Source organism: Variovorax sp. P4_D9 (genome assembly GCF_056401695.1).
In genome coordinates this window covers 1-23581 of record NZ_JBFUIU010000053.1, presented here as the reverse complement: position 1 = coordinate 23581, position 23581 = coordinate 1, and the positions used below count along the sequence as shown (strand labels likewise).

The 23581-nt window shown below is 65.6% G+C and carries 23 protein-coding genes and 3 pseudogenes; 15 read left to right on the top strand and 11 right to left on the bottom strand.

What is annotated here, in order from left to right:
- Positions 1 to 321: 321 nt before the first annotated feature.
- The 6 genes and pseudogenes from AC1DY5_RS08690 to AC1DY5_RS08665 form a co-directional block, all read left to right on the top strand.
- Positions 322 to 429 (top strand): annotated as a pseudogene (locus AC1DY5_RS08690) (IS3-like element IS1141 family transposase); the annotation flags it as partial.
- Positions 430 to 757: 328 nt separating this feature from the next.
- Positions 758 to 1504, top strand: a complete 747-nt coding sequence (locus AC1DY5_RS08685; protein ID WP_478110818.1) for an SDR family oxidoreductase — start codon at positions 758 to 760, stop codon at positions 1502 to 1504.
- A 42-nt stretch (positions 1505 to 1546) separates the two neighbouring features.
- On the top strand, positions 1547 to 2122 hold the full coding sequence (locus tag AC1DY5_RS08680; protein ID WP_478110816.1) for a TetR/AcrR family transcriptional regulator: 576 nt from the start codon (positions 1547 to 1549) through the stop codon (positions 2120 to 2122).
- Between the two features lie 91 nt (positions 2123 to 2213).
- Positions 2214 to 2414 (top strand): annotated as a pseudogene (locus AC1DY5_RS08675) (MFS transporter); the annotation flags it as partial.
- A 71-nt stretch (positions 2415 to 2485) separates the two neighbouring features.
- Entirely contained in the window at positions 2486 to 2656 is a 171-nt protein-coding gene (locus AC1DY5_RS08670) for a hypothetical protein (protein ID WP_478110814.1), read from the top strand.
- Between the two features lie 105 nt (positions 2657 to 2761).
- Positions 2762 to 3163 carry a nuclear transport factor 2 family protein gene (locus AC1DY5_RS08665; RefSeq protein WP_478110809.1) on the top strand — a complete coding sequence of 134 codons (402 nt, stop codon included), beginning with the start codon at positions 2762 to 2764 and terminating at the stop codon, positions 3161 to 3163.
- A gap of 167 nt (positions 3164 to 3330) precedes the next feature.
- On the opposite strand, the gene AC1DY5_RS08660 is transcribed toward AC1DY5_RS08665, so the two are convergent.
- The gene (locus AC1DY5_RS08660; protein ID WP_478110806.1) at positions 3331 to 3465 is read right to left on the bottom strand and encodes a hypothetical protein; all 135 of its coding nucleotides are present in this window, start codon (positions 3463 to 3465) and stop codon (positions 3331 to 3333) included.
- Positions 3466 to 3797: 332 nt separating this feature from the next.
- On the opposite strand from AC1DY5_RS08660, the gene AC1DY5_RS08655 reads away from it, so the two are divergent.
- Positions 3798 to 5000 carry a DUF2252 domain-containing protein gene (locus AC1DY5_RS08655; RefSeq protein WP_478110804.1) on the top strand — a complete coding sequence of 401 codons (1203 nt, stop codon included), beginning with the start codon at positions 3798 to 3800 and terminating at the stop codon, positions 4998 to 5000.
- Positions 5001 to 5219: 219 nt separating this feature from the next.
- On the opposite strand, the pseudogene AC1DY5_RS08650 reads toward AC1DY5_RS08655, so the two are convergent.
- Positions 5220 to 5339: pseudogene (locus AC1DY5_RS08650) on the bottom strand (SDR family NAD(P)-dependent oxidoreductase); the annotation flags it as partial.
- A gap of 240 nt (positions 5340 to 5579) precedes the next feature.
- Here AC1DY5_RS08650 and AC1DY5_RS08645 point away from each other — a divergent pair.
- Positions 5580 to 6371: an enoyl-CoA hydratase-related protein gene (locus AC1DY5_RS08645; protein WP_478110802.1), complete on the top strand. Its 792-nt coding sequence runs from the start codon at positions 5580 to 5582 to the stop codon at positions 6369 to 6371.
- On the opposite strand, the gene AC1DY5_RS08640 is transcribed toward AC1DY5_RS08645, so the two are convergent.
- A complete protein-coding gene (locus AC1DY5_RS08640) occupies positions 6342 to 7571 on the bottom strand; it encodes a CaiB/BaiF CoA transferase family protein (RefSeq protein ID WP_478110799.1) in 1230 nt (409 codons plus the stop codon). The two genes, AC1DY5_RS08645 and AC1DY5_RS08640, sit on opposite strands and share 30 nt — an antisense overlap.
- On the bottom strand, positions 7571 to 9367 hold the full coding sequence (locus AC1DY5_RS08635) for an acyl-CoA dehydrogenase C-terminal domain-containing protein (protein ID WP_478110796.1): 1797 nt from the start codon (positions 9365 to 9367) through the stop codon (positions 7571 to 7573). Before AC1DY5_RS08635 ends, AC1DY5_RS08640 begins: the two co-directional genes overlap by 1 nt.
- 107 nt (positions 9368 to 9474) lie before the next feature.
- Between AC1DY5_RS08635 and AC1DY5_RS08630 the strand changes: the two genes are divergently transcribed.
- Positions 9475 to 10257 (top strand): TetR/AcrR family transcriptional regulator, encoded by a 783-nt coding sequence (locus tag AC1DY5_RS08630; protein ID WP_478110792.1) that lies wholly within the window; start codon positions 9475 to 9477, stop codon positions 10255 to 10257.
- Positions 10258 to 10294: 37 nt separating this feature from the next.
- On the opposite strand, the gene AC1DY5_RS08625 is transcribed toward AC1DY5_RS08630, so the two are convergent.
- Together AC1DY5_RS08625 and AC1DY5_RS08620 are read right to left on the bottom strand one after the other, a co-directional pair.
- Positions 10295 to 11203 carry an NmrA family NAD(P)-binding protein gene (locus AC1DY5_RS08625; RefSeq protein WP_478110789.1) on the bottom strand — a complete coding sequence of 303 codons (909 nt, stop codon included), beginning with the start codon at positions 11201 to 11203 and terminating at the stop codon, positions 10295 to 10297.
- 96 nt (positions 11204 to 11299) lie between these two features.
- On the bottom strand, positions 11300 to 13207 hold the full coding sequence (locus AC1DY5_RS08620; protein WP_478110787.1) for an AMP-binding protein: 1908 nt from the start codon (positions 13205 to 13207) through the stop codon (positions 11300 to 11302).
- Positions 13208 to 13447: 240 nt separating this feature from the next.
- Here AC1DY5_RS08620 and AC1DY5_RS08615 point away from each other — a divergent pair, with 240 nt between their 5' ends.
- From AC1DY5_RS08615 to AC1DY5_RS08605, 3 genes are read left to right on the top strand one after another with little or no spacing between them, the layout of a single operon-like run.
- Positions 13448 to 13906, top strand: a complete 459-nt coding sequence (locus AC1DY5_RS08615; RefSeq protein ID WP_478110785.1) for a MaoC/PaaZ C-terminal domain-containing protein — start codon at positions 13448 to 13450, stop codon at positions 13904 to 13906.
- A 41-nt stretch (positions 13907 to 13947) separates the two neighbouring features.
- Positions 13948 to 14916, top strand: a complete 969-nt coding sequence (locus AC1DY5_RS08610) for a tripartite tricarboxylate transporter substrate binding protein (RefSeq protein ID WP_478110783.1) — start codon at positions 13948 to 13950, stop codon at positions 14914 to 14916.
- Between the two features lie 37 nt (positions 14917 to 14953).
- Positions 14954 to 15859: an SDR family oxidoreductase gene (locus tag AC1DY5_RS08605; protein WP_478110781.1), complete on the top strand. Its 906-nt coding sequence runs from the start codon at positions 14954 to 14956 to the stop codon at positions 15857 to 15859.
- Positions 15860 to 15920: 61 nt separating this feature from the next.
- Here AC1DY5_RS08605 and AC1DY5_RS08600 read toward each other — a convergent pair whose 3' ends face one another.
- Entirely contained in the window at positions 15921 to 17792 is a 1872-nt protein-coding gene (locus tag AC1DY5_RS08600) for an AMP-binding protein (RefSeq protein ID WP_478110777.1), read from the bottom strand.
- Positions 17793 to 17977: 185 nt separating this feature from the next.
- On the opposite strand from AC1DY5_RS08600, the gene AC1DY5_RS08595 reads away from it, so the two are divergent.
- Genes AC1DY5_RS08595 through AC1DY5_RS08585 form a run of 3 tightly spaced genes read left to right on the top strand, consistent with a single transcriptional unit; the run spans position 17978 to position 21107 of the window.
- Positions 17978 to 19159, top strand: coding sequence for an iron-containing alcohol dehydrogenase (locus AC1DY5_RS08595; protein WP_478110774.1), 1182 nt, complete (start codon positions 17978 to 17980; stop codon positions 19157 to 19159).
- An 11-nt stretch (positions 19160 to 19170) separates the two neighbouring features.
- Entirely contained in the window at positions 19171 to 20151 is a 981-nt protein-coding gene (locus AC1DY5_RS08590) for a Bug family tripartite tricarboxylate transporter substrate binding protein (protein ID WP_478110771.1), read from the top strand.
- 11 nt (positions 20152 to 20162) lie between these two features.
- A complete protein-coding gene (locus AC1DY5_RS08585) occupies positions 20163 to 21107 on the top strand; it encodes an SDR family NAD(P)-dependent oxidoreductase (protein ID WP_478110769.1) in 945 nt (314 codons plus the stop codon).
- A 287-nt stretch (positions 21108 to 21394) separates the two neighbouring features.
- On the opposite strand, the gene AC1DY5_RS08580 is transcribed toward AC1DY5_RS08585, so the two are convergent.
- The 4 genes from AC1DY5_RS08580 to AC1DY5_RS08565 form a co-directional block, all read right to left on the bottom strand.
- On the bottom strand, positions 21395 to 21784 hold the full coding sequence (locus AC1DY5_RS08580) for a molybdopterin-dependent oxidoreductase (protein WP_478110767.1): 390 nt from the start codon (positions 21782 to 21784) through the stop codon (positions 21395 to 21397).
- 15 nt (positions 21785 to 21799) lie between these two features.
- The gene (locus tag AC1DY5_RS08575) at positions 21800 to 22480 is read right to left on the bottom strand and encodes a 3-oxoacid CoA-transferase subunit B (RefSeq protein WP_478110763.1); all 681 of its coding nucleotides are present in this window, start codon (positions 22478 to 22480) and stop codon (positions 21800 to 21802) included.
- A gap of 4 nt (positions 22481 to 22484) precedes the next feature.
- Positions 22485 to 23132, bottom strand: a complete 648-nt coding sequence (locus AC1DY5_RS08570; RefSeq protein WP_478110761.1) for a CoA transferase subunit A — start codon at positions 23130 to 23132, stop codon at positions 22485 to 22487.
- Positions 23133 to 23319: 187 nt separating this feature from the next.
- Positions 23320 to 23581 (bottom strand): hypothetical protein (locus AC1DY5_RS08565; RefSeq protein ID WP_478110760.1); only part of this gene is annotated, 262 nt, incomplete at its 5' end.

The window sequence follows — 23581 nt, the reverse complement described above, 5'->3', positions numbered from 1 at the left end:
GCGAGATCGATGCCAACGTACAAAATAGTCATGGGGCTTCCCCTTCCGAGTGAGTTGATGGAGATTCGCAACCCCATCGTGGCACTTTGTTGCCGGCAGCCGCAACACGCAGCGGCTTAATCGGGACGGGGAAGCTCCCTTACATTCGACTACCCCGGCTGGCGCTGCGTGCCGGGCCATGGGACTGTGGCTCGGCGCACCTGCGCGCCAGCAGGCGCGCGTGCACCGCGTGGCGCTGGTGGGACCGCGGGCGCAACGCGCGGCGCGGCCTCGACCGCCGTTGGCCCTGGACGCCCAAGAAAACCAGATGCTGCTGGACACCTCAACAGCGAGCGCTTCGTCGACACCGCGCCGGCAGCGGTGCACGCCACACTGCTGGACGAGGGACGCTACCTCGGCTCGGTGCGCACGATGTATCGGAGCTGGCGATCAACGGCGGCTGTCGCGAGCGAGGCTGTCAGGGACACCGCGTCAGAGTGCCGGTCGATTCGATCGGCGCGGCTGCGCCGGCGGGCGGCGGCAGGCCGGCAACGCTGTCCGGCATCTCGCGCAGCCCRCCCTGCTTCAGCCAGAAGTCGGTGCGCCATCCATGTTCTCGATGCCGTCCACTCGAAACGCACGCGAGGGCGCACGTTGCGCTTGCGCGGGTAATCGTCGGCCAGAAAAACCGACTCTGAGGCATGGTCTTGGCAAATCAAGATGACCGGTCATATACTACGCGCACTTACTGCCGATCCACGGCAGATCGGAGCACTTCATGAACCTCAGCGGGAACACTATCCTCATCACGGGCGGCGGCTCGGGCATCGGCCGCGGCCTGGCCGAAGCCCTACACAAGGCAGGCAACCAAGTCATCATTTCCGGCCGACGCAAGAGTCATCTCGATGCCACCACTGCCGCCAATCCCGGTATGGCTTCGATCGAAATGGACGTCAGCGATCCAGCGAGCATCGCCTCGGCCGCAAAGCAACTGACGCGCGACTTTCCTGCGCTGAACGTGTTGATCAACAACGCCGGCATCATGGAGCTCGACGATGCATCGACCCTGATTGACGAAGCCTTGCTGGTCTCCACGGTGACGACCAATTTGCTTGGCCCGATCCGCGTCACTGCGGCCTTCGTCGAGCACCTCAAGAAGCGGCCGGATGCCACGGTGATCAACGTATCGTCCGTGCTCGGCTTCGTTCCTCTTGCTGTGTCGGCGGTGTATTCATCGACCAAGGCCGCCATCCACTCCTACACGCAGTCGTTGCGCTGGCGACTGCAGGGTACCTCGGTGAAAGTGCGCGAGATCGTGCCGCCATGGGTGCAAACGGACCTTTTGAACAGCAACGACGAACCGCGCGCAATGCCCCTGGCACCCTTCATCGCGGAGGCGATGGCACTGCTGGCGACGGGCGAGAACGAGTTGGTGGTGGACAACGCCAAACCGCTCCGGGCAGCCGTCGGACCTGACAATGGTGCCTTCGCTCTGCAATTCAACGACGCTTTCATCGCTGGATGAACTCGGGCAACGGCGCAAAGCGACAACTCACAGAGCTACACCATGGGCCGACCCAGCGTTCGTCATCTCATCGTCGATGCAGGCCTGCGCGTGTTTCTACGCGGCGGCTTCACGGCGAGCAGCGTTCAGGACATCACCGACGAGGCCGGTGTTCCGAAGGGTTCGTTCTACAACCATTTCGAGAGCAAGGAAGCGCTCGGCGCGGAGATCGTCGATCTCTACGCGGAGGGTGGTGCGCGTCGCGTCGATCTGAAGGACAAGTCGCTCTTGCCACTCGAACGCCTGCGCCGGCACTTCTCCGGCTTGAATGAGATGTACACCGGCTCGGACTTCACGAAAGGCTGCCTGCTGGGGAATTTCAGTGCAGAACTATCCGACGCCAGCCCACTCATTCGCGAGCGCCTGTGTGCATTGTTTGAGCGATGGACACGTGAGATCGAAGACGCAATTGCCGAAGCTCAGCTACGCGGCGAGGTTCCGACGCAGACCCGTGCGTCGGATCTCGCGGCATTCCTGCTCGATGCCTATGAAGGCGCCATCCTGCGTGCAAGAGTTGAAAAGTGCGCTGTAGCCTTCGATCGATTTATGACGCTCGCCTTCGACAAGATCTTGCGCTGAGGCGCGGAGGCCCGGAGACGGGCCGACGGCAGCGTTCTTTCACATTTCGCATTCATGGGCCGGCTCGAACAGTCGGTCCAATGGAGTCATCATGTCCTCTACCCAAGTTCCGGTACGCGCGATTCCAAGGCAGCTCTACTGGCTGGCTCTGGGTGCCTTTGCCATCGGCACCGAAGGCTTCATGATCGCACCGCTCCTTCCAGGCATTGCCTCATCCGTCGGAGTCTCAGTTGCCGCTGCGGGTCAACTGGTCACTGCCTTTGCCCTCGCCTATGCGCTCAGCTCACCGCTCAGCAGGCCAGGCTGATCGGCATCGCCAGATTTCAGGTCGCTCCAGTGGCTCTCTCCCTGAATGCTTCCTTCATGTTCATCGGATTCTGCTGCGGCGCCGTGCTCGGCGCCTTGACCCTGAGCCATGGCTCCCCTTCGGATATCGACTGGGTGGGTGCGCTGTGCGGGGTCGCCGCATTGCTCCTGTCGAGGGCAACATCCGTTCGTTCAACAATTCGCTGGGAAGATGTCAAGGTAGCCTAAGAGGCATCTCTGGATATGGGCCGTGGACGGAATCACACACTACCGGCGAGAGCGGACGATCTTGCAGAGGGCAAGGAGGCGGTTGAGCATGTTTGGAGAACAGAAATGAGTCAATCCATCAAAGCAAAGAACAAGGCCCTGGTCCTCGCGGCCTTCGACGCGTTGTTCAACCAGCGCGATTACGCGAACGCCGAGCAATACTGGTCACCGAACTACGTCCAGCACAGCGCTCACATCGCGCCGGGCCGCGACGGACTGTTCAACCTGATCAAGAGCTTGCCGGCCTCGCTGCGCTACGAGCCGGGCCTGATCATGGCCGAGGGCGACTTCGTGATGGTCCACGGCCGCTTTTGGGGCGAACACCGTCCGGTGAACTGGATCGGCGTGGACATCCTGCGCATCGCCGACGGAGTTCTGGCCGAGCACTGGGATGTGCTGCAGGATGAGGCGACGCGTGCGGAGTCGAAGAGTGGGCTGCCGATGTTTGGCGACAAGTTCATCGCTTGACACCGAGATCTGGCTCGGGCTGGTGTCGTGGCGGCATCGGAGCAAGGCAAGCCAAATCTCGTGGACATCAGCAAGTCAGTATGACTCCCGGCGGCGGTGGCTGACCACCGCGCGAGATAGCGCGGATTGGACCTGTGCTTCCGAAGCCTTTGATGCCGCTGTACCGTTCAGATCACCAGGCTGAACGATCCGGCGAGGCGCGTGTCCTGCTTGATGCCGAACCGGTTGTCGCCCCCGATGATCGTGGACACGGTCCACATGACCGGGGTGTTCGGAATCGGGCTCGAAAGTGCAAGCGTCATGTGGCGGAAGTCGGTGCCGATCGGCCTGTCATGGCGAGGGTGTTCGGCCGGTCGGCCGCGCTCGCGCAACTTTCGCGACGCGAACGTGTCAGCGAAGAATCAGCATGCTGATGGAATGCGCCGCGGACGCAACGTACTGCAGGATGAGCGCGACGGACAGCGATCGCGCATTCTTGTTGATCTTCAAACGCCGACTTCTTGCGGACATGCGCATGGACTGAACTGTGCATCTGCAAGGCTGATTGCTCCCTGACGAAGAGAGTGCCGCCTCTTGCCGTTTCGCGTATCGTGCCCGCGATCGTGTTTGAAAAAATCAGGACAGGAGGTCCGAGATGGATATCGTGCGTGAGATCCGTTCCTTCAACAAAGACCGCGACCCGGATCGCCTGCTGCTCAAGTACCGCAACATGCGCGCGAGCCCGTTCGTATTCCTGCGCGGCACGTGCCATCTGTTCTACAAACGGCTCTCTCGCGTCGGCGTGCCGCGCTCGGCGCCATTGACCTGGGTCTGCGGGGACCTGCACCTCGAGAACTTCGGCAGCTTCAAGGGCGACAACCGTCTCGTCTATTTCGACATGAACGATTTCGACGAGGCGGCATTGGCACCAGCGAGCTGGGACCTGGTCCGGTTTCTCGCGAGCCTTTGGGTCGGCGCAGGAAGCATCTCGGTGCGCTCGCGTGAAGCGCGCAAGCTCTGCGAGATTTTCATCGAAAGCTATGCGGCGGCGCTTTGCGCCGGCAAGGCCTACTGGGTCGAGCGCGACACCGCGCAGGGACTGGTGCGCGTTCTGCTCGACGGCCTGCGTGAGAGGCAGCGTTCGCAGTTTCTCGCGAGCCGCACGGACATCAAGGGCCGTCGTCGCTTGCTGCGCACGGACGGCATGAAGGCGTTCCCTGCGTCCGACGAGCAGCGCGCGAAGGTCGTCGGGGTCGTCGATCAATACGCCGCACTTCAGGCGGATCCAAAGTTCTATCGAGTGCTGGACGTGGCGCGGCGAATCGCCGGCACCGGAAGCCTCGGCGTAGACCGCTATGCGATTCTGGTCGAGGGCAAAGGCTCGCCCGACGGAAACTACGTGCTGGATTTGAAGCAGGCACTTCCATCTTCGCTGGTGCCACACCTGAAGGCGGCACAACCGAAGTGGAAGTCGGAGGCACATCGCGTGGTCGCGTTGCAGCGCCGCCTCCAGGCTGTCTCGATGGCCTTCCTGCAGCCGGTGATGGTGGGCGGGTCGCCTTATGTCCTGCGCGCCCTGCAACCGACCGAGGACCGCGTGACATTGGTCGGCAAGTCCGCGCAAGGCGCGAGCGATCTCGAAGGTGTGATCGCCGTGATGGGAAAGCTGGTCGCGTGGGCACAGCTGCGAAGCGCCGGCCGCGAAGGTTCAACCATCGCCGACGAACTGATCGACTTCGGCCACCGCAACAAGTGGAAGGCGCGCGTGCTCGATGCATCCACCGAGTGCGCGGGGCAGGTGCAGCGTGACTGGTCGACTTACGCCACGGCGTATGACGATGGAGCGTTTCCGGCCTGATCGGCGGAAGCGGCCTGCGGCGCCACAGTGTCAGTGCTGGTGACCGTGCTCGGTAATCGGACTTTCTCTGCGGATCGATAGCCGCGAGAGTTTTTCCTTTGAAAGTCAATAGCTTGCGCCGGGCAGTCTTCGCGCACAGACTTGCATCCGTAAGTGGTTGTCGTGCATAGAGATTTTTGCCCTGACCGTATCAAACTGCATCAAAAGTACGATCACCCCGTTGCGCGCCACCAGGATCAGGTCGAATCCGCGCCGGGCGAGTCGGTCGGCGTAGACAGCGCCGATGCCGGACGACGCGCCCGTGACGAGGGCGGTGCCTGGGTTGTGCTTGAGAGTCATGACTTTTTTCCTTTCGCTACTGCGGAGTATGGAAAGGAAAGTGTCCGGGGAACGCGGGATGGCGTAAATATCGTTTAAGCCACCTTTTGTGCCATCAGCTTGAATGGCCCGGAAGTTGCAATCCCCACGTTCAATGTTTATGACGTTWAGATTGAATTGCCGGACCGGCTTCGGGTACGGTTGGCACCTTAACGCCGTCAAGGCAGATCCATTGAAACACCGACCTCGGAACTCGACGCCATGCCCTACGAAACGCTTTCTCTCGCCATTGCCGACGGCATCGCGACCCTGACGCTGAACCGACCGGCCGCCCTCAACGCGCTGTCGATGCTGCGCTCGGCGCTCAAGCAGGTCAAGGCGTCGAGCAAGGCGCGTTGCCTGGTCCTCACGGGAGAGGGCCGGGGCTTTTGCACGGGGGTCGATCTGACGGCGGAACGACAGGGACTCGATCCCGGCGATCCGGATGAATTCCTGCGCGACTACTTCGTCCCGCCGTACCAGTTGCTGAGCTCGCTCGACATTCCGAGCATCGCCGCGGTCAATGGCGCGGCAGCCGGCGCCGGGATGAGCCTCGCACTGACCTGCGACATCGCGGTCGCGGCCGAGTCCGCCTATTTCCTGCAGCCGTTCGTCAATATCGGCCTGGTGCCGGACCTGGGCTCGAGCTGGTTGCTGCCGCACATGGTGGGCAAGTCGCGGGCCGCGGGGCTCATGCTGATGGGCGAAAGGCTGGCCGCGCGAATCGCAGCCGAATGGGGATTGATCTGGAAGTGCGTCGACGACGACGCGCTGGCGGCCGAGGTTCAACGCTTCGCTGCCAAGGTCGCCGGCGATGCGCGGCTCGGTCTGGCCATGACCAAGCAGTTGCTGCGCCAGGCCTTCCAGAACGACATCGGCGTCCAGATGCAGCGCGAGATCGAGTACCAGCGCGAATGCATCCGCAGCCCCGATTTCGCCGAGGCCCGTGCGGCTTTCAAGGAAAAACGCGAGCCGGTGTTCGAATCAACTGTCCTGCCGCGTGTCGGCAAATGAGACGGCCCCTTCCTGCGCCATGGCGTGGAGTTCGTCCGGCGTGTAGCCCAGTCGGCTGAGCACCTCGTGGGTGTGCTCGCCGAGACGCGGYGCCGGCGCCAGCGGGGGCGAGAGGGTGTCGTTCCAATAGGTCGGCGAGCCGAGCGTTCGCAGCCGGCCTTCGGTCGGATGCTGTTCTTCCCCCACCAGTCCGCTGGCCCGAAGCTGTGGATCGTCGATGAGATCGTCGAGCGTCGCGGGCACTTGGTTCGGGATGTCGATGCGATCGAGCAGGCTGCGCCATTCCGCCGTGCTGCGCGTCGGCATGACGCCGGCAACGAAACCATAGACCTCGTGGATGTGGAGCGAACGGTTGCGCTGGCTGGAGAAGCGCGGGTTCTGCTCGATCATCTCCGGCTGCCCGATGGCCGAGAAAAAGGCGCGCCAGTGCTTGTCGTTGTAGATCAGCACGCACAGGTGGCCATCGGCGGTGCGGTAGGGGCGCCGGTGGGTGGACAACAGCCGGTCGTAACCCGCCGGACCGAGGGCGGGCTCGAAGCTCGCGCCCGCCAGGTGATCGGCGAGCACGAAGTGCGCGGCGCTCTCGAACATCGGGACCTCGACGTACTGGCCTTCGCCCTCGCGCTCGCGTGCGAACAGTGCCGCGGTGACGGCATAGACCACGTGCAGGCCCGCGACACGGTCGACCAGCGACAGCGGCACGTAGCTTGGTTCGCCGCCCGTGTAGCGCTGCATCAGCGAAGGAATCGCGACGGCGCCCTGGATCAAGTCGTCGTAGGCGGGCTTGTCCGCAAGCGGGCCGCGCGATCCGTAGCCGCACGCAGTCACCTGGATCAAGCGCGGATTGCTCTGCCGCAGCACCTCCGGCCCCAGGCCCAGCCGCCGCATGGCGGCCGGGCGGACGTTGCAGAGAAAAACGTCGGCCTGCGCCACCAAGCGCAGCAGCGCCTCGCGTGCGGCGGGCTTCTTCAAGTTCAGCACCACGCTTTGCTTGCCGCGGTTGCCGTGCAGAAAGACATGGCCCATGTCGTCGTGCAGGGCGCTGCCGGCGAGGCGGACGTTGTCACCTTCTGAAGCCTCGACCTTGATGACCTCCGCGCCCATGCCGGCCAGCGTCAGCGTGGCGAGCGGCCCCAGCACGATGGAGGTGAGATCGACGATGCGCACGCCCGCGAGCGGCAGGCTGGATTTTCCGGTCATCACAGTTCCTCCACGGAGTGAGCCATGAGGGCGGCGGGGTCCGCGTCGATGCGCTGCAGCAGCGAGGCCGTCTGCGCCAGCAGGTACTCGCCGTAGAAACGCGCGGTCTTGATCTTCCCGGCGTAGAAAGCGGGCGATTCGTCGCCGTCCGCCGCGAACGCCGCCACGGCCATGCGAAGCCAGGCGAGGCCGAGCGCCACCAGGCCGAACAGCCGCAGATAGTCGCTCGCGCCTGCGGCAGCCGCCACGGCATCGTCCCCGCTTCGCGCCTGCATCAGCGTGGTCGATGCCTTCAGGTGATCCATCGCAGTCGTCAGCGCGTCGCAGAGCGAGCGCACTGCCGGGCGCTGGGCGTGCCGGCCGATCAGGGCACGGCCTTCTTCGATCCAGTCGGCCACCACCTTGCCGTCGTTCAGCGCCAGCTTGCGATGCACGAGGTCCAGTGCCTGGATGGCATTCGTGCCCTCGTAGAGCGGAACGATCTGGGCATCCCGCAGCAACTGCTCCATGCCGTGCTCGTGAATGTAGCCATGGCCCCCGAAGATCGTGATGCCGAGGCGGGCGCCCTCCACGGCCCCGTCGCTGAAGAAGCTCTTGATCACGGGCGTGAGGAGGGCGAGCCGGTTCTCGGCGCTGGCGCGTTGCCGGGGATCGGGGTGGCGGCTGCGGATGTCGAGGCCGATCGCCGCGTCCACGTACAGGGCGCGGGCGCCCTCGATGATCGCCTTCATTGTCAACAGCGTCTTGCGCACGTCAGGGTGCTGCACGATCGGGTCGGGGCCGCCGTCCGCGCGCCCCGCGGACCCGGGCGCGCGGCCTTGCCGGCGGTCCAGGGCGTAGGCGCGCGCCTTCTGCAGCGACAACTCCGCCACCCCGATGCTTTGCACCGCGACGCCGATGCGGGACGAATTCATCATCGTGAACATCGCCTTGAGGCCCCCGTGCGGCTCGCCCACCAGCCACCCCAGCGAGCCGTCGAAAGCGAGCGCCGCGGTGGCCGATGCGCGGATCCCCATCTTGTGCTCGACCGCGGTGCAGGACACGTGGTTGTCGCTGTGTTCCGGCAAGGGGCTTCCGTCGTCGCGCGGCAGCTTCTTGGGCACCAAAAAGAGGCTGATCCCCCGGGTGCCGGCCGGAGCGTCGGGCAGGCGCGCGAGCACCAAGTGCAGGATGTTCTCCGCCAGATCGTGGTCGCCGCCCGAGATGAAGATCTTGCTGCCCGTGATTCGGTAGGTGCCGTCAGCGGCGGGGATGGCCCGCGTGCGCAGCCGCGACAGGTCCGAGCCGCTCTCGGCCTCGGTGAGGCACATGGTCCCGGTCCAGCGACCCTCCACCAGCAGGGGCAGCAGGCGTTGCCGCAGCGCGTCCGAACCATGGGCGAGCAGGGCGCGGTACGCGCCTTGGGACAGCCCGCCGTACATGCCGAAGGCCATCGAGCCCGATCCGATGATCTCCCGGACCAGGGTCGACAGCGTCACGGGCAGGCCCTGTCCGCCGTAGGCGGGATCGCCTGCCAGCGACGGCCAGCCTGCATCGCGATAGGCGGCGTAGGCCTGCACATAGCCGGGCGGGGTTCGCACGGCCTCGCCCTCCCGCGTGCAACCCGCCGCGTCGCCGCTGCCGTTAATTGGCAGCAGCACGTCGCGCGCGAAGATGCCGGCACTCTCCAGAACAGGCATGACGAGGTCCATGGCCGCCTCGGCGCAACCGGGCAAGGTGGTCACGCGATGTTCGTAGGCGAGAACCTCCTGGAGCAGGAAGCGGAACTCGGCCAGGGGAGCTTCGTACGGGGGCATGCGGATCTTTCCTTCTTCAAGGTTCTGGTGTGGGTGATATTAACACCGTTAAGAACGAAATCAAGAAACCGGATTGACCTTCATTCTTTGACTGTTAAGATTTCGCGATGGAAAAAGAAGCCTCACGCACCAAGTCAGCGCCGCGAGCCGCCGCCCACAGTTCGGAGTCCGGCGCGAACAAGAAGCCGAAGCCAAGGGCCAAAGCAAACCCGGCCAAGGCGAAGCCCGCCACCCAGGCAGGCAAGGCCGTCAAGGAAGAGGTCGAGAAGGCCGCGGCGGCGCGCCCCTACCACCACGGCAATCTGCGCGAGGATCTCGTGCGCTGCGGCAAGTCGCAGCTGCGCGAGGTAGGCCTGGCCGAGCTGAGCCTGAGGCGCATCGCGGCCGAGGTCGGCGTGTCCCAGGTGGCTCCCAAGCATCACTTCGGCAACAAGGAGGGGCTTCTCGCAGCGATCGCGGCCAGCGGCTTTCGCGACCTGACCGAGTTTCGCTTTTCGAAGCTGCGCCCGAACATGTCACCCGAGCAGCGCCTTCGAACGCTCCTGTCGGCCTACGTGGCATTCGCAACGCTGAACCCCACGCTGTTCCACCTGATGTTCGCGCCGCAGTTCCGCGCGCCGGAAACCCACGCCGAACTCAACGAAGCGGCAAGCCAGTCCTATCACATGGTGGCGCGTGCGGCGGCCGACTTCCTGGCCGCCGAGGGCAAGGCCGACAAGGTCGACCCGCACGAAGTGGCGCGCATCGCCTGGATGTGCATGCACGGCGTGGCGACGCTGATCATCGAGAACCGGTTCAACCCCTTCGGTGCCACCAAGGTGACCCGCGAGCAGCTGACCAACCAGAGCCTCGATCTGATCTTTGCCGGGATCCGGGGCCTGCACAGCTAGCCGGCGGCCGAGCGAGGAGCCGACGTGGTCTCGCCGCTCATGCCAGGTAGGCCTGGGCGTTGCGCCGCACGAATTCCTCGATCGACATGGGCGGCGTTCCGGTCAGGCGCTCCACGTCGTCGGTCAGGCGGTCATAGCGGTTCTGGCGGTGCAGAAGCGCCATGGCGCACAGATGCGCCGCCAGGTGCGGCGAGGCCGCGTTGGCCCTCAGTTCGGCCTCCCAGGGCTCAGGCGGCACATCCACATAGCGGATGTCACGGCCCAAGGCGCGCGAATACTGCGCGGCCACACCCTGCATGTCTTCGCTGCGCGGCCCCGTGAGTTCGTACACCCGCCCGATGTGCGGGCTCGGGTCGGCCAGCAGCACGGTCACCACGCGCGCCACGTCGTGGGCGGCGATGGGCGAAGTCTTCCCGCCGGCGAAAGGCAGGCGCAGTTCCCCGCCTTCGCGCACGCCACGCACGGCGAAGCGATGGAAGAAGACGTCCATGAACGCCGTGGCGCGGACATGGACGACGGGCAGCCCACTCCAGTCGAGCACCTGTTCGGCCAGCCAGTGCTGCTTGTGCTGCGGGCTCGGGGAGGTGAGGGTGGCGCTCATCTGCGACACCGTCATCTGCGACATGTTGACAAACGCCTCGACCCCGTGGTGCCGGGCCACCGCGGCCGCATTGGTGGTCGCTTCGAGGTAGTTCGCCGCCACCGACATGGCGAAGTAGATTCGCTGGCATCCGGCCACGGCGCGATGCATGTCGTCGAGGCTGGTGAGATCGCCGACGACCACCTCGGCGCCCAGGGACCGCAGCGCCTCGGCGCGTTCATCTTCGCGGCGCACCATGGCGCGCACCTTGAAGCCGCGGCGCAGCAGCAGATCGGTGACCGTCGGGCCGATGGAGCCGACCTTGCCGGCGGCACCGGTGATCAGGATGGGGGCAGTGTGTTGCATGGGAGTTCCGCGCTGGATGCGGTTCATCTTAAGGCGCAATCCTAACAGTGTCAAGATTAAGCGGGAGGAGGGCCATGGCGAGAGGGCCAGGTACGGTCAGGGCGCGGAATGGACATCCAGACGCGCCACGGAAGCGTCCGGTGTATCGGCGTAGAGCGCTTCCACCAGAGCGGCGCGGCGTTGCAGAACGGCGCGCTGGTTGATGTAGCCCTTGTCGGTGATCTCGAATGCTTCCGCAACCGGATCCTCCGACAAGAGCATGGCGCGCATCACGCGCATGCTCGAGCCGCCCTGCAAGCGTCCCAGCCGCGTCGACAACGCCCGCACGAGCGGGCCATGCCGGACAAGGTCCTCGCGAGCGAGAGGGCTGGCGTCGGGGAATTCCTTGCGCACGGCGCGCTCGTTCATGAAGAGGAGTGCCCCCAGGTAGACGCGGTCATGGCCCGTCAGCACGGCATCGCTGACGTACGGGGCCAGTGCGTCGATGACGCGTTGTCGCAGGGAGCCGACGTTGACCCAGGTCCCCGAGAGCAGCTTGAACTCCTCGGCCACCCGGCCCGCGAACGCGAGGCCCTGGAGGGGATCGCGCGGGTCGATCCAGGCGACGGCGTCGCCGGTTCGAACGTAGCCTTCGGCGTCCATCTCGGTGGCCGTTCCACCGAGGTATCGCGGCGCCAGATTGGCGCCGGCCAGATGCAATTCGAAGCGATCGCCCAACGGCTTCAGTTTCGCGACGATGCCCGGCGCCGGCAGGCCCAGCGCGCCGCCGCTTTCCATGTCCCACGTCGTGCTCAGCCCGGGCCCCGACGTTTCGGTGGCGCCGTAGCCCGATGTGATCGGCAGTGCGTAGCCGACGTGGCGGATCGACAGCGCGCGCAGCCGGTTCACCAGATCGACGGACAACGATGCGCCGCCGAAGGAAAGATATTCCAGGCGGCTGAAGAAGCGCTCGGCCAGGGGCTCGTCCTTTTCGAGTTCCGATGCAAGCATGGCGTAGCCCAACGGGACGCTGAAATAGAAGGTTGGGCTGACGCGGCGCAGGTTGTGCAGCGTTTCGTCGAACTTCCCCGGCGCGGGCCGACCGCCATCGATGTGGAGCGTGCCACCGAAGCGCAGGAGCTTGTTGAGCACCACGTTGCCGCCCATCACGTGGTGCCAAGGCAGCCAGTCCAGGTAGATCTGCTGCGTCGCGGGACGGGTGGCGAGGTTGGCCGCGGATGTCGCCTGTGCGGCCGCCAGCATGGCGTGCGTCATCACGACGCCCTTGGGAATGCCGGTCGATCCGGAGGTGAACATGATCTTGGCGACATGGTCGCCCCTCGCGGTCGCGTGGGCTCGCGCGAGCGCACCCGGATCCTCCGCATTCGAGGGCTGGTCGATCCAGTCGGCAAGGCGAAACCTGTCGAGCCGTGCGGATGGGGTAACGCCGACGTGATCGAGCGCTGCCCTCGCGTCGTCCAGCGACTCGCCGTAGACGAAGTCCGGATGCAGGAGATCGAACACTTGCGCCAGCCGCTCGGAACGAGGGCCCACGGCGGCATGGGCGGGCGTGATCGGGGCGACCGTCCAGCCAATGTAGAGGGCGGCGAAGGTCAGCAAGGCCTGATGCACCGAATTGTCGGACAGCAAGGCCAGCACGGGGCTGCGGTCGCCGGAGCGCTTGCCGAGCGCCAGCAATGCATGGCCGATCGCCTGGACGGCGGACCACGCGCGTCGATAGTCGACCTCGGTGGGGACACCGTAGCTCCCGGACTCCGACAGCATGATCGTGTCGGGCCGCGCCTCGGCCCAGACGGGCAGCCAGTCGACCACGTTCGCGACCACGCACTCGGTGGACGCATTGGGCTTGGCCAGGCCGGGGCACAAAGAGGTGGTCTCCGGCGGCCATTGCACCAGCAGGCTGCCATCCGCGCGCTGCGCGACCTGGATGGAATTTCGGCGAAGGCCCGAATAGCGCAGGCCCTCCGGAGGGGCTGCGCCATCGAAGCGCGCGATGGAGGTCATCGCGACGGGGGGAGCGAGTTCAGCAGGATGGCATTCCATGGTCTCTCGCCTCAAGGGCGCTCGAAGTCGACGATGCGTGGGGCTCGAACCAGCGACTTTTGCGTCGCAAGGATCAAGACGATTTTCAATCCTAACAGCGTTAATACAGTCTTTGCAAGAGGCACGTCAATTCTCGGTTGATCTTGACACTGTTAGGATATGGTGGCAATAATGGAGCGACCCCCTTACTGGAGAGACGTTGTGAAGACTGAAGAGAACCGGTATCTCGAGGACCTCGAACAGGGCGAACGCTGGGTCAGCGAGCCCGTCACCCTCAGCGCGGACGAGATCGTCCAGTTCGGCCGGACCTATGACCCGCAGCCGATTCACACTGATCCCGAGGGCGCCGCGCGCGGCCCGTTCGGCGGCCTGATTGCCAGTGGATGGCATCTGACGGCGCTCGCCATGCGCTTGAGCGTCCGGGCACGCAGCTTCGGCGGCACGCCGATCATCGGCGCCGGTGTGGACGAACTGCGCTGGCTGCAGCCGGTCAGGCCGGGAGACACGCTGACGCTCGAGCGCGTGTTCGAGCGCATCGAGCTACCTGCCCGCCCGGGCGGGCGAGGGACAGTTCGTTCGCGAATGACGGTACGCAATCAACGCGACGAGAAGGTCATGACGATGGTGGCCATTGGAAAGATTCCGGTGCGTCCCGCTTGACCGACGCCCATCGACGGACCGAACACCACAGGAGACAAGACATGCGAACACTGGTACGAACCTGGTTGATGGCCCTGATCACGGCATGCGCGGCCGCGAGCGGCTGGGCACAGAACTTTCCCGACCATGCCATCACCATCTACTGCGCCTTCCCCGCCGGCGCCAGCGCGGACACCGCGCTGCGTGCGTTGGCGCAGGCGGCTTCGCGTTCGTTGGGGCGGCCCGTGATCGTGGATAACCGCCCCGGCGTGGGGGGCACGCTCGGCGCCTCGGCCCTGATGTCGGCACGCCCTGATGGCTACACGCTCGCCCAGGTGACCAACACGCTCATGCGGCAGCCTTTCATCGGCAAGACCACCTATGACCCCCACAAGGACTTCAGCTATGTGATCTCCCCGACGGCATTCGAGATGGGCCTGGCCGTGCGCGCCGATTCGCCGTGGAAGACGCTGCCTGATCTCGTGAACTACGCGCGCCAGAACCCGGGCAAGGTGGTCTTCGCGACCAGCGGCGTCGGCACCATCCAGCATCAGGTGATGGAACAGATCGCGCAGAAGGACGGCGTGACCTGGATCCACGCCCCCTACAAGGGGACGGCCCCCGCACTCAACGATCTGCAGGGCGGCCACATCGCCGCCGTGTCCGACGCGTCGGCCTGGGCGCCTTTCGTGGACAGCGGCAAGTTCCGCCTGCTGGCGGTCTACGGGCCCGCACGGCTGAAGCGCTGGCCTGCGGTGCCAACGCTCAAGGAGCTCGGCTACGACGTCAGCGAGATCGTGCCGTGGGGCATCGTTGCGCCCACCGGGACCGACCCGGTGRTCGTCAAGCAGCTGCACGACGCGTTCCGCACCGCGATGGCCGATCCCGGCTTCATCGATACGTTGGCGCTGCTCGGGCAGGAGCCGCGCTACATGGGATCGGCCGAGTACCAGCGGTACATGCGGGACCGGATCGACCTCGAGCGCAAGGTCGTCGAGAAATACAATGTGGGCAGGGCGCTCCGACAGTAAGGCGTGGTCATCAATCTCTCACTATGGAAACCAGCATATGTTCAAGAACGAACTCCTGAAGGGCAAGCGCATCCTGGTCACGGGCGGCGGCACGGGTCTCGGCCGCGAGATGGCGGCCAAGTACGCGGAGCTGGGCGCCGACCTGTACCTGTGCGGTCGTCGCGCCGACGTGGTCGAGGCCACGGCCCGCGAACTTTCGGAACGCTACGGCGTGCGCGTCAAGGCTGCGAGCCTGGACATCCGGAACGCGGATGCGGTGGAGCGCTACATCGAGTCGATCTGGCAGGACGGCGGGCCGCTCGATGGATTGCTCAACAATGCCGCCGGCAATTTCATCAGCCGCACCGAGGACCTGTCTCACCGTGGCTTCGACGCGGTGGCCAACATTGTCATGCACGGAACCTTCTACATCACCCACAGCGTGGGGCGCCGATGGGTGGCGCAGGCGCGCGAGGCGCTGGCGCGCGGGGACGCTGTTCCGACCCGAAGCGTGATATCGATCCTCGTGACGTGGGTCTTCAACGGCGGACCCTTCGTGGTGCCTTCGGCCATGGCCAAGTCGGCAATTGCGAACATGACCAAGTCGCTGGCTTCGGAGTGGGGACGCTACGGCGTGCGGCTGAATGCGATCGCGCCGGGCGAGTTCCCGACAGAAGGGATGAACGCGCGGCTGTCGCCGGGGCAGAAGACGATCGGCCGCGAAGCGCTCAATCCGATGCTGCGCGTGGGCCGCATGACGGAGCTTCAGAACGTCGCCACTTTCCTGATGGCAGACGGTGTCGACTGGATGACGGGTCAGGTGATCACGATCGACGGCGGCAACGCGCTGGCGACCGGCGGGAATTTCTATGCCTACCGCTCCTACGAGGATGCCGACTGGGAACGCATCCGCGACACCATCCGCGCCCAGGATCGGAAGGACAAGCAGGCGAGCGCTGCTTGATGCGGAGGGGCCAGGTCGGCGACCTGGTATCAACCTCGCGGCAACCAGACCGGCCCGTTGATCAGTGCACGCCGGCCCGGATGACATCCGGGGGTGGCGGACTGGCATACAGCGAATCGACGGCCGCCGAGCGCCGCAGCGTCACGGCGCGTTGATTCACGCTCCCCTTGTCCGTCAGCTCATAGGCGTTCAGCGAAGGCGCCTCCGTCTGCAGCAGGACCCGCTCGACCCGACGCGACGATGCCGTCGACGTGGCGTTGAACTGCCTGAGCATCTCGGCGAGTCGCGCGCGGACCGCCGGATCCACGCTCAGGTCCGCATCGCCGACCTCGGCCGGCGCGTGGGCGAACGTCCTGCACGCCGAGGCGTCCAGCCATGCGAGCGCCGCCACGTCCGAGCGTCCTTCGCCCACGATGACCGCCTCGCGCAAGAGGGGCGCGCAGGCTTCGAGAAGGAGTTGCCGCAACGCGCCGGTGCGCACCCACGTTCCGTTGCCCAGCTTGAAATCCTCGGCGAACCGGCCGCCGAAAAGCAGTCCGGCCTCGGGCCGGTCCGGATTCACGAAGCGGACGGCGTCACCCAGCCGATAGAAGCCGTCCTCGTCGTGGGTGTCCTGGCGCTGTATCGACTGGCCGAGGTACCGCCCCGAGACGTGGGGTGCCCTGGCGCGCATCTCGTAGCGGCCGGGCTGCGACGGGTCGGGCACCAGCTTGACCTCGCAGCCGGGCAGGGGAACACCGATGCAGGCGGTTTCGGCCGCATCCCAGGTCCGCATCAGCACGGCGGACGTGGTTTCGGTCGCCGCATAGGCGGTGCCGATCACGATCTTGCGGCCCAGCGTGCGCTGGGCCACTCGCTGGAAGCGTTCATGCGTGTCCCTGGGCAGCATCGCACCGGCAAAGTAGGCGAACTCCAGGCGCCCCAGCACGTGCGCGGCGAATGCCGCATCGCGCTCCATCTCGTCGACCAGCATGGCGTAGCCCGCGGGCACGTTGAAGTAGTACGTGGGCGCCACCTCGCGCAGGTTCGCCAGCGTCTGCGCAAAGCGGCCGGGCAGGGGGCGACCGTCATCGATGTAGAGCGTGCCGCCGAAGCGCAGCAGCCGACCCAGGACGACGTTGCCGCCCATCACGTGGTGCCAGGGGAGCCAGTCGACCTGCACCATGGTCTGGTCCGGTCGCTGGACCACGATCTGGGCGTTCACCTGCTGGGCCGCGGCCAGCATCCGGTGCGTCATCACGACGGCCTTGGGTACGCCGGTCGACCCGGACGTGAACATGTACTTGGCCACCGCGTCGGGTTCGATGACCGGCTCGCCGATGGCCTCGTCCGCCAGGCAGGTGTCGACGAACCCCTCGAAGGTCGCGATGCCGGCAGAAGCACCGGTGGCAACGATGGTGCGCTCGGTCGGAAGGCCTGCCGCCTGCAGTGCGCGGGCGTAAGTCTTTCCGTCCTGGGCGAACACCAGCCACGGGTCGACGATCGCGAGCACGGCACGCAAGCGCTCCAGCGAGCCCGGCGCGAGTCCGTAGGCCGGCGAGATGGGCGCGACCGGCACATGGGCCCAATGGGCTGCCCAGGTGATCAGGGCGTGCTCGATGGAGTTTTCCGACAGGATCGCGAGCGGCCTCCGCGGACCCGCACCCGCCTTGACCAGGGCGCCCGCCAGCCGGCGCACGGTGCCCAACGCCTCGGCATAGGTGATGCGACGCCATGCGCCGCCCTCGGTTCGCTGGGCCAGCAGGGTTTGCTGCGGGTGGATGTCGGCCCAGTGCGCCAGCCAGTGGAGGATGAATGGCGGGTGCGGTGCCAACGCACGGGGCGAGCGCAGCAGCACGGTGCCCGCGTCGCCTGGCTCGACGAGCACGGCAGGTTCATCAAAGACCGCGAAAGGCGCGTTGCCCGCCCGGTCGCGGATTTCCGCATCTACCATTTCGACCTCCAGAACTTAACGGCGTTATGTTGAAGTCGCGATCTTTGAGCCGCCAGCTCCATTTGCATAGTCGGTATAAACCCTAGCATCGTTTTCGCATATTCGTCGGATTGAACTTGACAGTGTTAGGTTTGCGCGCCTATGCTGCCTTCATTGGCTTCGGCAAACCCCCAAAGGAGACAGAAATGCACTTGACTGGTACCCATCTTTTCCCCGCCATGGACCGGGTGGTCTTCGGCAGGCCCATGGCCCAGGTGGTGGCCGACGAGGCCGCGCGGCTCGACAGGAAACGCGTGTTCCTCATCGTCAGTCGCACGCTGAACACGGAGACCGACACGATCAGCACCTTGCGCAACGCACTGGGCGAGCGCTTCGCCGGCCTCTTCGACGGCGTGCCGCAGCACACCTCACGCGAGATCGTGGCCAGGGCGACCCGGGCGGCCCTCGAGGTCGAAGCGGACCTGCTGGTGGCCGTCGGAGGGGGATCGGTGGTGGACGCGACCAAGATGATCTCGGTGTGCATGGAGCACCGCCTGGTCGATCCGCGCCTGGAAGGGCTGGACGCGTTCGAGACCAAGCCTGGGCCCGACGGCAGGCCGATCCGCGCGGAGTTCCGTGGACCCTCGGTGCGCATGATCGCGGTGCCCAGCACGCTGTCCGGCGGCGAGTACAACGCGGGCTGCCTGGTGACGGACACCGAGCGCAAGCTCAAGCAGACCTTCTTCCACCCGCTCATGATGCCCATGGCGATCGTGCTGGATCCGAACCTGGCGCTGCACGCGCCCGAGACCCTCTGGATCGGCTCGGGCACGCGCGCCATGGACCATGCGATCGAGGCCCTGTGCAGCCGCATGGGAACGCCGCTGGTCGATGCCGTGGTGCTCGAGGGCATCCGGCGCATGATGGAGGCCCTGCCGCGCAGCAAGGCCTATCCGAACGACGTCGAGGCGCGCCGCGATTGCCAGATCGCTTCCTGGCTGTGCTCGTACGGGCTGCAGTCCCGCGTGCCGATGGGCGCGAGCCACGCCATCGGCCACGTGCTCGGAGGCACCTGCGACGTGCCGCACTACCTCTGCACGCCGGCGATGATGCCCGGCGTCCTCCAGTTCAACGAACCGGCCTCGCAAGACGCGCAGCGCCTGCTGGCCGGTGCACTGGGTCATCCGGAACTGAGCGCGTCCGACGCCTTCCGGAAGTTCGCGGTGTCGCTGGGCTTGCCGACCAGCCTCGCAGGCGTCGGGGTGGGCCGCGACCAGTTCGACCTGATTGCCAGGAACACCATGACCGAGTTCTTCATCTTCAGCAATCCGCGCAAGGTGCGCACGCCGGAAGAGGTGCTCGACATCCTGGCGCTGGCAGCGGAATGACGGAGGCACCCATGATGCGCATGCATTCCGATCTCAGCGGCATCAGCCGCCGAACCGTACTTGCTTCATTGGCGCTGTTCGCGGTTTCGGCGCGCGCGCAGGAGTTTCCGCGCAAGCCGATCACCGTGATCTGTCCTTTCAGCGCGGGCGGAACGGCCGATGTCCAGTTGCGAGCCCTCGTCGCCGCGGCGGGGCGCGAGATCGGCCAACCCATGGTGGTCGAGAACCGGCCCGGCGCGGCGGGCACATTGGGCCCGTCGACCCTGCTCGGGAGCCATCCCGACGGCTACACGCTGTCGATGGGGACGACGATCGCGCTGTTGCGCCAACCCTTCATCCAGCCCACGCGCTACAACCCCGCCAAGGACTTCACCTACATCGCCGGCGTGACCCGCTTCGAATGCGGCCTCGTGGTGCGTGCGGACGCGCCCTGGAAGACTCTCGACGACTTCCTGCGGGAGACCAAGCGAAATCCGGGCAAGGTCTCCTATGGCACGGTCGGCGTCGGCACGGCGCAGCACACGGCGATGCTGCGACTGGCCGAGAAGGTCGACGTCGACTGGACCAACGTGCCCTACAAGGGCTCCAGCGAGGTCTTCAATGCGCTGCTTGGCGGCCATGTCCAGGCTATCTCCGAAACCTCGGGCTGGGCGCCCTTTGTCGATTCCGGCAAGTTCAGGGTCCTGGCGATGTATGGCGATAAGCGCCTGAAGCGCTGGCCCGGCGTGCCGACGCTCAAGGAGCTGGGATACGACATCACCGAATCGGTGCCATGGGGAATCATCGGCCCTGCGGGCATGGATCCGGTGGTCGTGAAGAAGCTCCAGGAGACCTTCCAGCGAGCGTCCCGCGATCCCGCCTTTGAGAGCAATCTCGCGTCGGTGGGCCAGGAACCATGGGGCGCGGATTCGCGCGCCTTCTCCGAGTACGTGCTGTCCCGGATTCCCATCGAGGAGGACGTGGTGCGTCGCTACAAGCTCAAGTTGCAGTAGAGGTATCCGACATGTCAGCCAAGCAGCAAGCATCCAGCAAGCCGATCCTCGTGACCGGCGCCGCCGGCGACGTCGGCGGGATCGGTCGCAACGTCACGGCGTTGCTGATCGGCAAGGGGCATCGCGTGCGCGCGCTCGTCCGCAGGGAGGATGAAAGGGCGCAAGCCCTGCGAGAACACGGCGCCGAGGTGGTCCAGGGTGACCTGACCGATCTCGATGCCATGCACCGGGCGATCGAAGGCTGTGCGAGGGTGTACTTCGGCATGTCGGTCTCGCCGGCGTACCTCGAGGCGACGGTCAACACGGCGGCGGTCGCGTTGCATCACGGCGTGGAGGCCTTCGTCAACATGTCGCAGATGACCGTCACGCAGATGAGCATCACCGAAACCACGCCCAGCCCGCAGCACAAGCTGCATTGGCTGGCCGAGCAGGCGCTGCGATGGTCGGGCCTTCCGGTCGTGACCGTGCGCCCGACGGTCTTCATGGAGGGCTTCTTCCTGCGCTTCGCCGCCGCCGGGGTGCGTCGGTCCGACGAGCTGGCCTTGCCAATGGGCCAGGGCAAGACCTCGCCGATCTCGGCGGTCGACGTGGCGCGCACGGTGGCCGCCATCCTGGACGATCCGGCGCCCCACATCGGAAAGATCTACAACCTGACCGGCCCCGAGTCGGTCGACCTGGATCACTACGCGCGCGAGTTCTCGGAGGCATTGGGGCGGCCCATCAAGTACCGCGAAGTGCCACTGCAGGGATGGCAGCAGAAGCTCCTCGAGGCAGGACTGCCGCCGCATCTGGTCTATCATGTCGCGGCCATGGCTGCGCTCAACGCGCAATCGCGCTACGACCGCATGACCGACGATGTGCTGAAGCTCACGGGCGAGGCGCCGATCAGCGTGCGTGACTTCGTGCGCATGCATGCGGAGAACTTCATCCTGCGCCCGCCTTCGGCCGCATCCTGAAATTCCTGCGGCGGATGGAGGATCCTATCGCGCCGCAATGGGTTCCCGAAACGCAGACGATCTGCGCCTGATCGTCAATCCACATTTGGAGCGCCGCGTACGTCCGAGACATGGAGCATCGACGACACCGTTGTCACCATCCGTCCCATCGCCGCTTCGGATCTGGCGCTGGAGCAGGCGTTCGTGGATGGTCTCTCCACCCACACGGCCCAACACCCGGTTGCCGCCGCAGGTGGCGTCGTGGTTGAAGCAGTTCGGCGAGCCGAGCGCCTTGACGAAGGTACGCGTCAGGTCGGTGAAAAAGCCACCGCGATCGGACAGCGCGATACCGCGTGGACCATCGGCTTCGATGGTTTCTTCAGCTTGCTGGCGATGTGGTCGAGGGCCTCGTCCCACGACGCACGCCGCCACTGGCCACCGCCGCGCGGGCCGGTGCGGATCAGCGGCGTTTGTGGCCGCTGGTCGTCATATTCGAAGGCGATGCCGGCCGCACCCTTCGCGCACAGGCTGGCGCCGATGGCCTTGTCGTTCACATTACCTCGCAGCCAGCTTACCCGACCGTCCTCGACCGTCACCTCCATCGGGCAACGCACCGCGCACATCCCGCACATGCTGTAGACCGTGCGTCGGCCGGGGGCGCCCACGTTGCGCACGTTCGGTGCCAAGTTGGTAGTCATCGGAAACTCCTTCGTTCAGGTCGATTTGCTGCTGCCAAAGGCGGACTGAATCGCCATCTCCGGCACATGCTGCGGCACCACGAGTTCCGCCGCCGTGGCGTCGATGACCTGCTGCACCGACACACCCGGTGCGGTTTCCATCAAGGTGGCCACTCCGCCCGGGAATGAGATCACGGCCATTTCGGTCACCAGCAGATCGATCGGCCGCGCCGACGTGAGCGGGAGCGAGCACGTCTTCACGACCTTGGATTTGCCCTTGGCGCTGTGCTGCATGGCGATCACGACCCGCTTTGCGCCCGAGGCGAGGTCCATCGCGCCGCCCATGCCCGGAACCATCTTGCCGGGGATCATCCAGTTGGCCAGATGGCCCGACTGATCGACCTGCAACCCACCGAGCACCGTCATGTCGAGGTGGCCGCCGCGGATCAGGCCGAAGGACATGGCGCTGTCGAAGGTGCAGGCGCCCGGCAGTGCGGTGACCGGCCGTCCGCCGGCGTCGGTCAGGAGCCGGTGATGCATGCCTTCCTCGGGCACCGCGCCGGTACCGATCAATCCGTTCTCGGACTGGAAGAACACGCGGATGCCAGCCGGAACATAGTTCGCGACCTGGGTCGGAATGCCGATGCCGAGATTGACCAGCATGCCGTCGCGAAGTTCGAGCGCGATGCGCCTGGCGATCACAGTTTGAGCGTCCATGGATTTACCTCTGTGCCACCAGGTAGTCGACGAGCGGGGCGGGTGTGACGACGTGGTCCGGTGCRATCAGGCCCACGGGCACGATGTTGTCGGCTTCGACGATCACGGTGTCCGCGGCCATCGCGATCACCGGATTGAAGTTGCGCGCCGTCAGCGCGTAGGCGAGATTGCCGAGGTAGTCGGCCATGAAGGCATTGATCAACGCGAAGTCGGCCCGCAACGCGGGCTCGACCAGGTACTCCTTGTCGGCCACCGTGACCTTCTGCTTGCCTTGTTCGACCACGGTGCCGACCCCGGTCGCGGTCAGGATGCCACCGAGGCCGAAGCCGCCGGCGCGGATGCGTTCGATCAGCGTCCCCTGTGGCACCAAGTCGACCTCCATCTCGCCGGCGATCATCTGCTGCTGGGTCTCGGGGTTCAGTCCGATATGGCTGACGATCGACTTCTTGACCAGGCGGGCGCGGACCAGCTTGCCAATGCCCACGCCGGGTATTGCGGTGTCGTTGGCGATCACGGTCAGGCCGCGCTTGCCCTGGCGGACCAGTTCGTCGATCACGCCTTCGGGTGTGCCCACACCCATGAAGCCGCCGATCATCAGGCTGGCGCCGTCGGGGATCAGTGCCACCGCATCGGCGAGAGGGAGAACTTGCATCGTGACTCCTTGAAGTGACCGCTACTGGGCCAGCCAGCCGCCGTCCACCGGCACCGCCGCGCCAGCTGCGCTCCTGTATCCATGGTCCCGCCTCGAATTGACTGGGTTCGAAACTAACCGGTTCGAGCCGGCCGACATTGATCCAGCGCAATCACGCGCGGCAATCCGCTCAGGGGTCCATTTGATTTCAGTGCAAAAAGTGAAAGTGACGCATCGACCGCTGAGCATTGGTGCGGGTTTCGCGGGGTCGACGCACGCAAGTCCTTGTCGTTGCACGAGTTTCTGTTACCCTCGCGCCGCTCTCCAGGGCGCGCCAGTCGCGGGTCGATTTCACCCACTGGCCCTTGTTTTGCCTGCAGTTTGCGACGGCAGGAGCTGCGCTCAGCCGCGAGGCGAGCTGCGACGCCAGCTCGTCGCCTGCCTGCGCCGCAGGCGCAGCACCCGCATGC

What these genes read in the sequence shown, in the direction of transcription:
- AC1DY5_RS08630 (WP_478110792.1), top strand. Translation starts at nt 9,475, where the DNA reads ATGGAAAAAGAAGCCTCACGCACCAAGTCAGCGCCGCGAGCCGCCGCC.
- AC1DY5_RS08655 (WP_478110804.1), top strand. Translation starts at nt 3,798, where the DNA reads ATGGATATCGTGCGTGAGATCCGTTCCTTCAACAAAGACCGCGACCCG.
- AC1DY5_RS08635 (WP_478110796.1), bottom strand. Translation starts at nt 9,367, where the DNA reads ATGCCCCCGTACGAAGCTCCCCTGGCCGAGTTCCGCTTCCTGCTCCAG.
- AC1DY5_RS08605 (WP_478110781.1), top strand. Translation starts at nt 14,954, where the DNA reads ATGTTCAAGAACGAACTCCTGAAGGGCAAGCGCATCCTGGTCACGGGC.
- AC1DY5_RS08620 (WP_478110787.1), bottom strand. Translation starts at nt 13,207, where the DNA reads ATGACCTCCATCGCGCGCTTCGATGGCGCAGCCCCTCCGGAGGGCCTG.
- AC1DY5_RS08600 (WP_478110777.1), bottom strand. Translation starts at nt 17,792, where the DNA reads ATGGTAGATGCGGAAATCCGCGACCGGGCGGGCAACGCGCCTTTCGCG.
- AC1DY5_RS08670 (WP_478110814.1), top strand. Translation starts at nt 2,486, where the DNA reads ATGTTCATCGGATTCTGCTGCGGCGCCGTGCTCGGCGCCTTGACCCTG.
- AC1DY5_RS08685 (WP_478110818.1), top strand. Translation starts at nt 758, where the DNA reads ATGAACCTCAGCGGGAACACTATCCTCATCACGGGCGGCGGCTCGGGC.
- AC1DY5_RS08580 (WP_478110767.1), bottom strand. Translation starts at nt 21,784, where the DNA reads ATGACTACCAACTTGGCACCGAACGTGCGCAACGTGGGCGCCCCCGGC.
- AC1DY5_RS08585 (WP_478110769.1), top strand. Translation starts at nt 20,163, where the DNA reads ATGTCAGCCAAGCAGCAAGCATCCAGCAAGCCGATCCTCGTGACCGGC.
- AC1DY5_RS08625 (WP_478110789.1), bottom strand. Translation starts at nt 11,203, where the DNA reads ATGCAACACACTGCCCCCATCCTGATCACCGGTGCCGCCGGCAAGGTC.
- AC1DY5_RS08680 (WP_478110816.1), top strand. Translation starts at nt 1,547, where the DNA reads ATGGGCCGACCCAGCGTTCGTCATCTCATCGTCGATGCAGGCCTGCGC.
- AC1DY5_RS08665 (WP_478110809.1), top strand. Translation starts at nt 2,762, where the DNA reads ATGAGTCAATCCATCAAAGCAAAGAACAAGGCCCTGGTCCTCGCGGCC.
- AC1DY5_RS08645 (WP_478110802.1), top strand. Translation starts at nt 5,580, where the DNA reads ATGCCCTACGAAACGCTTTCTCTCGCCATTGCCGACGGCATCGCGACC.
- AC1DY5_RS08595 (WP_478110774.1), top strand. Translation starts at nt 17,978, where the DNA reads ATGCACTTGACTGGTACCCATCTTTTCCCCGCCATGGACCGGGTGGTC.
- AC1DY5_RS08590 (WP_478110771.1), top strand. Translation starts at nt 19,171, where the DNA reads ATGATGCGCATGCATTCCGATCTCAGCGGCATCAGCCGCCGAACCGTA.
- AC1DY5_RS08660 (WP_478110806.1), bottom strand. Translation starts at nt 3,465, where the DNA reads ATGACGCTTGCACTTTCGAGCCCGATTCCGAACACCCCGGTCATGTGG.
- AC1DY5_RS08575 (WP_478110763.1), bottom strand. Translation starts at nt 22,480, where the DNA reads ATGGACGCTCAAACTGTGATCGCCAGGCGCATCGCGCTCGAACTTCGC.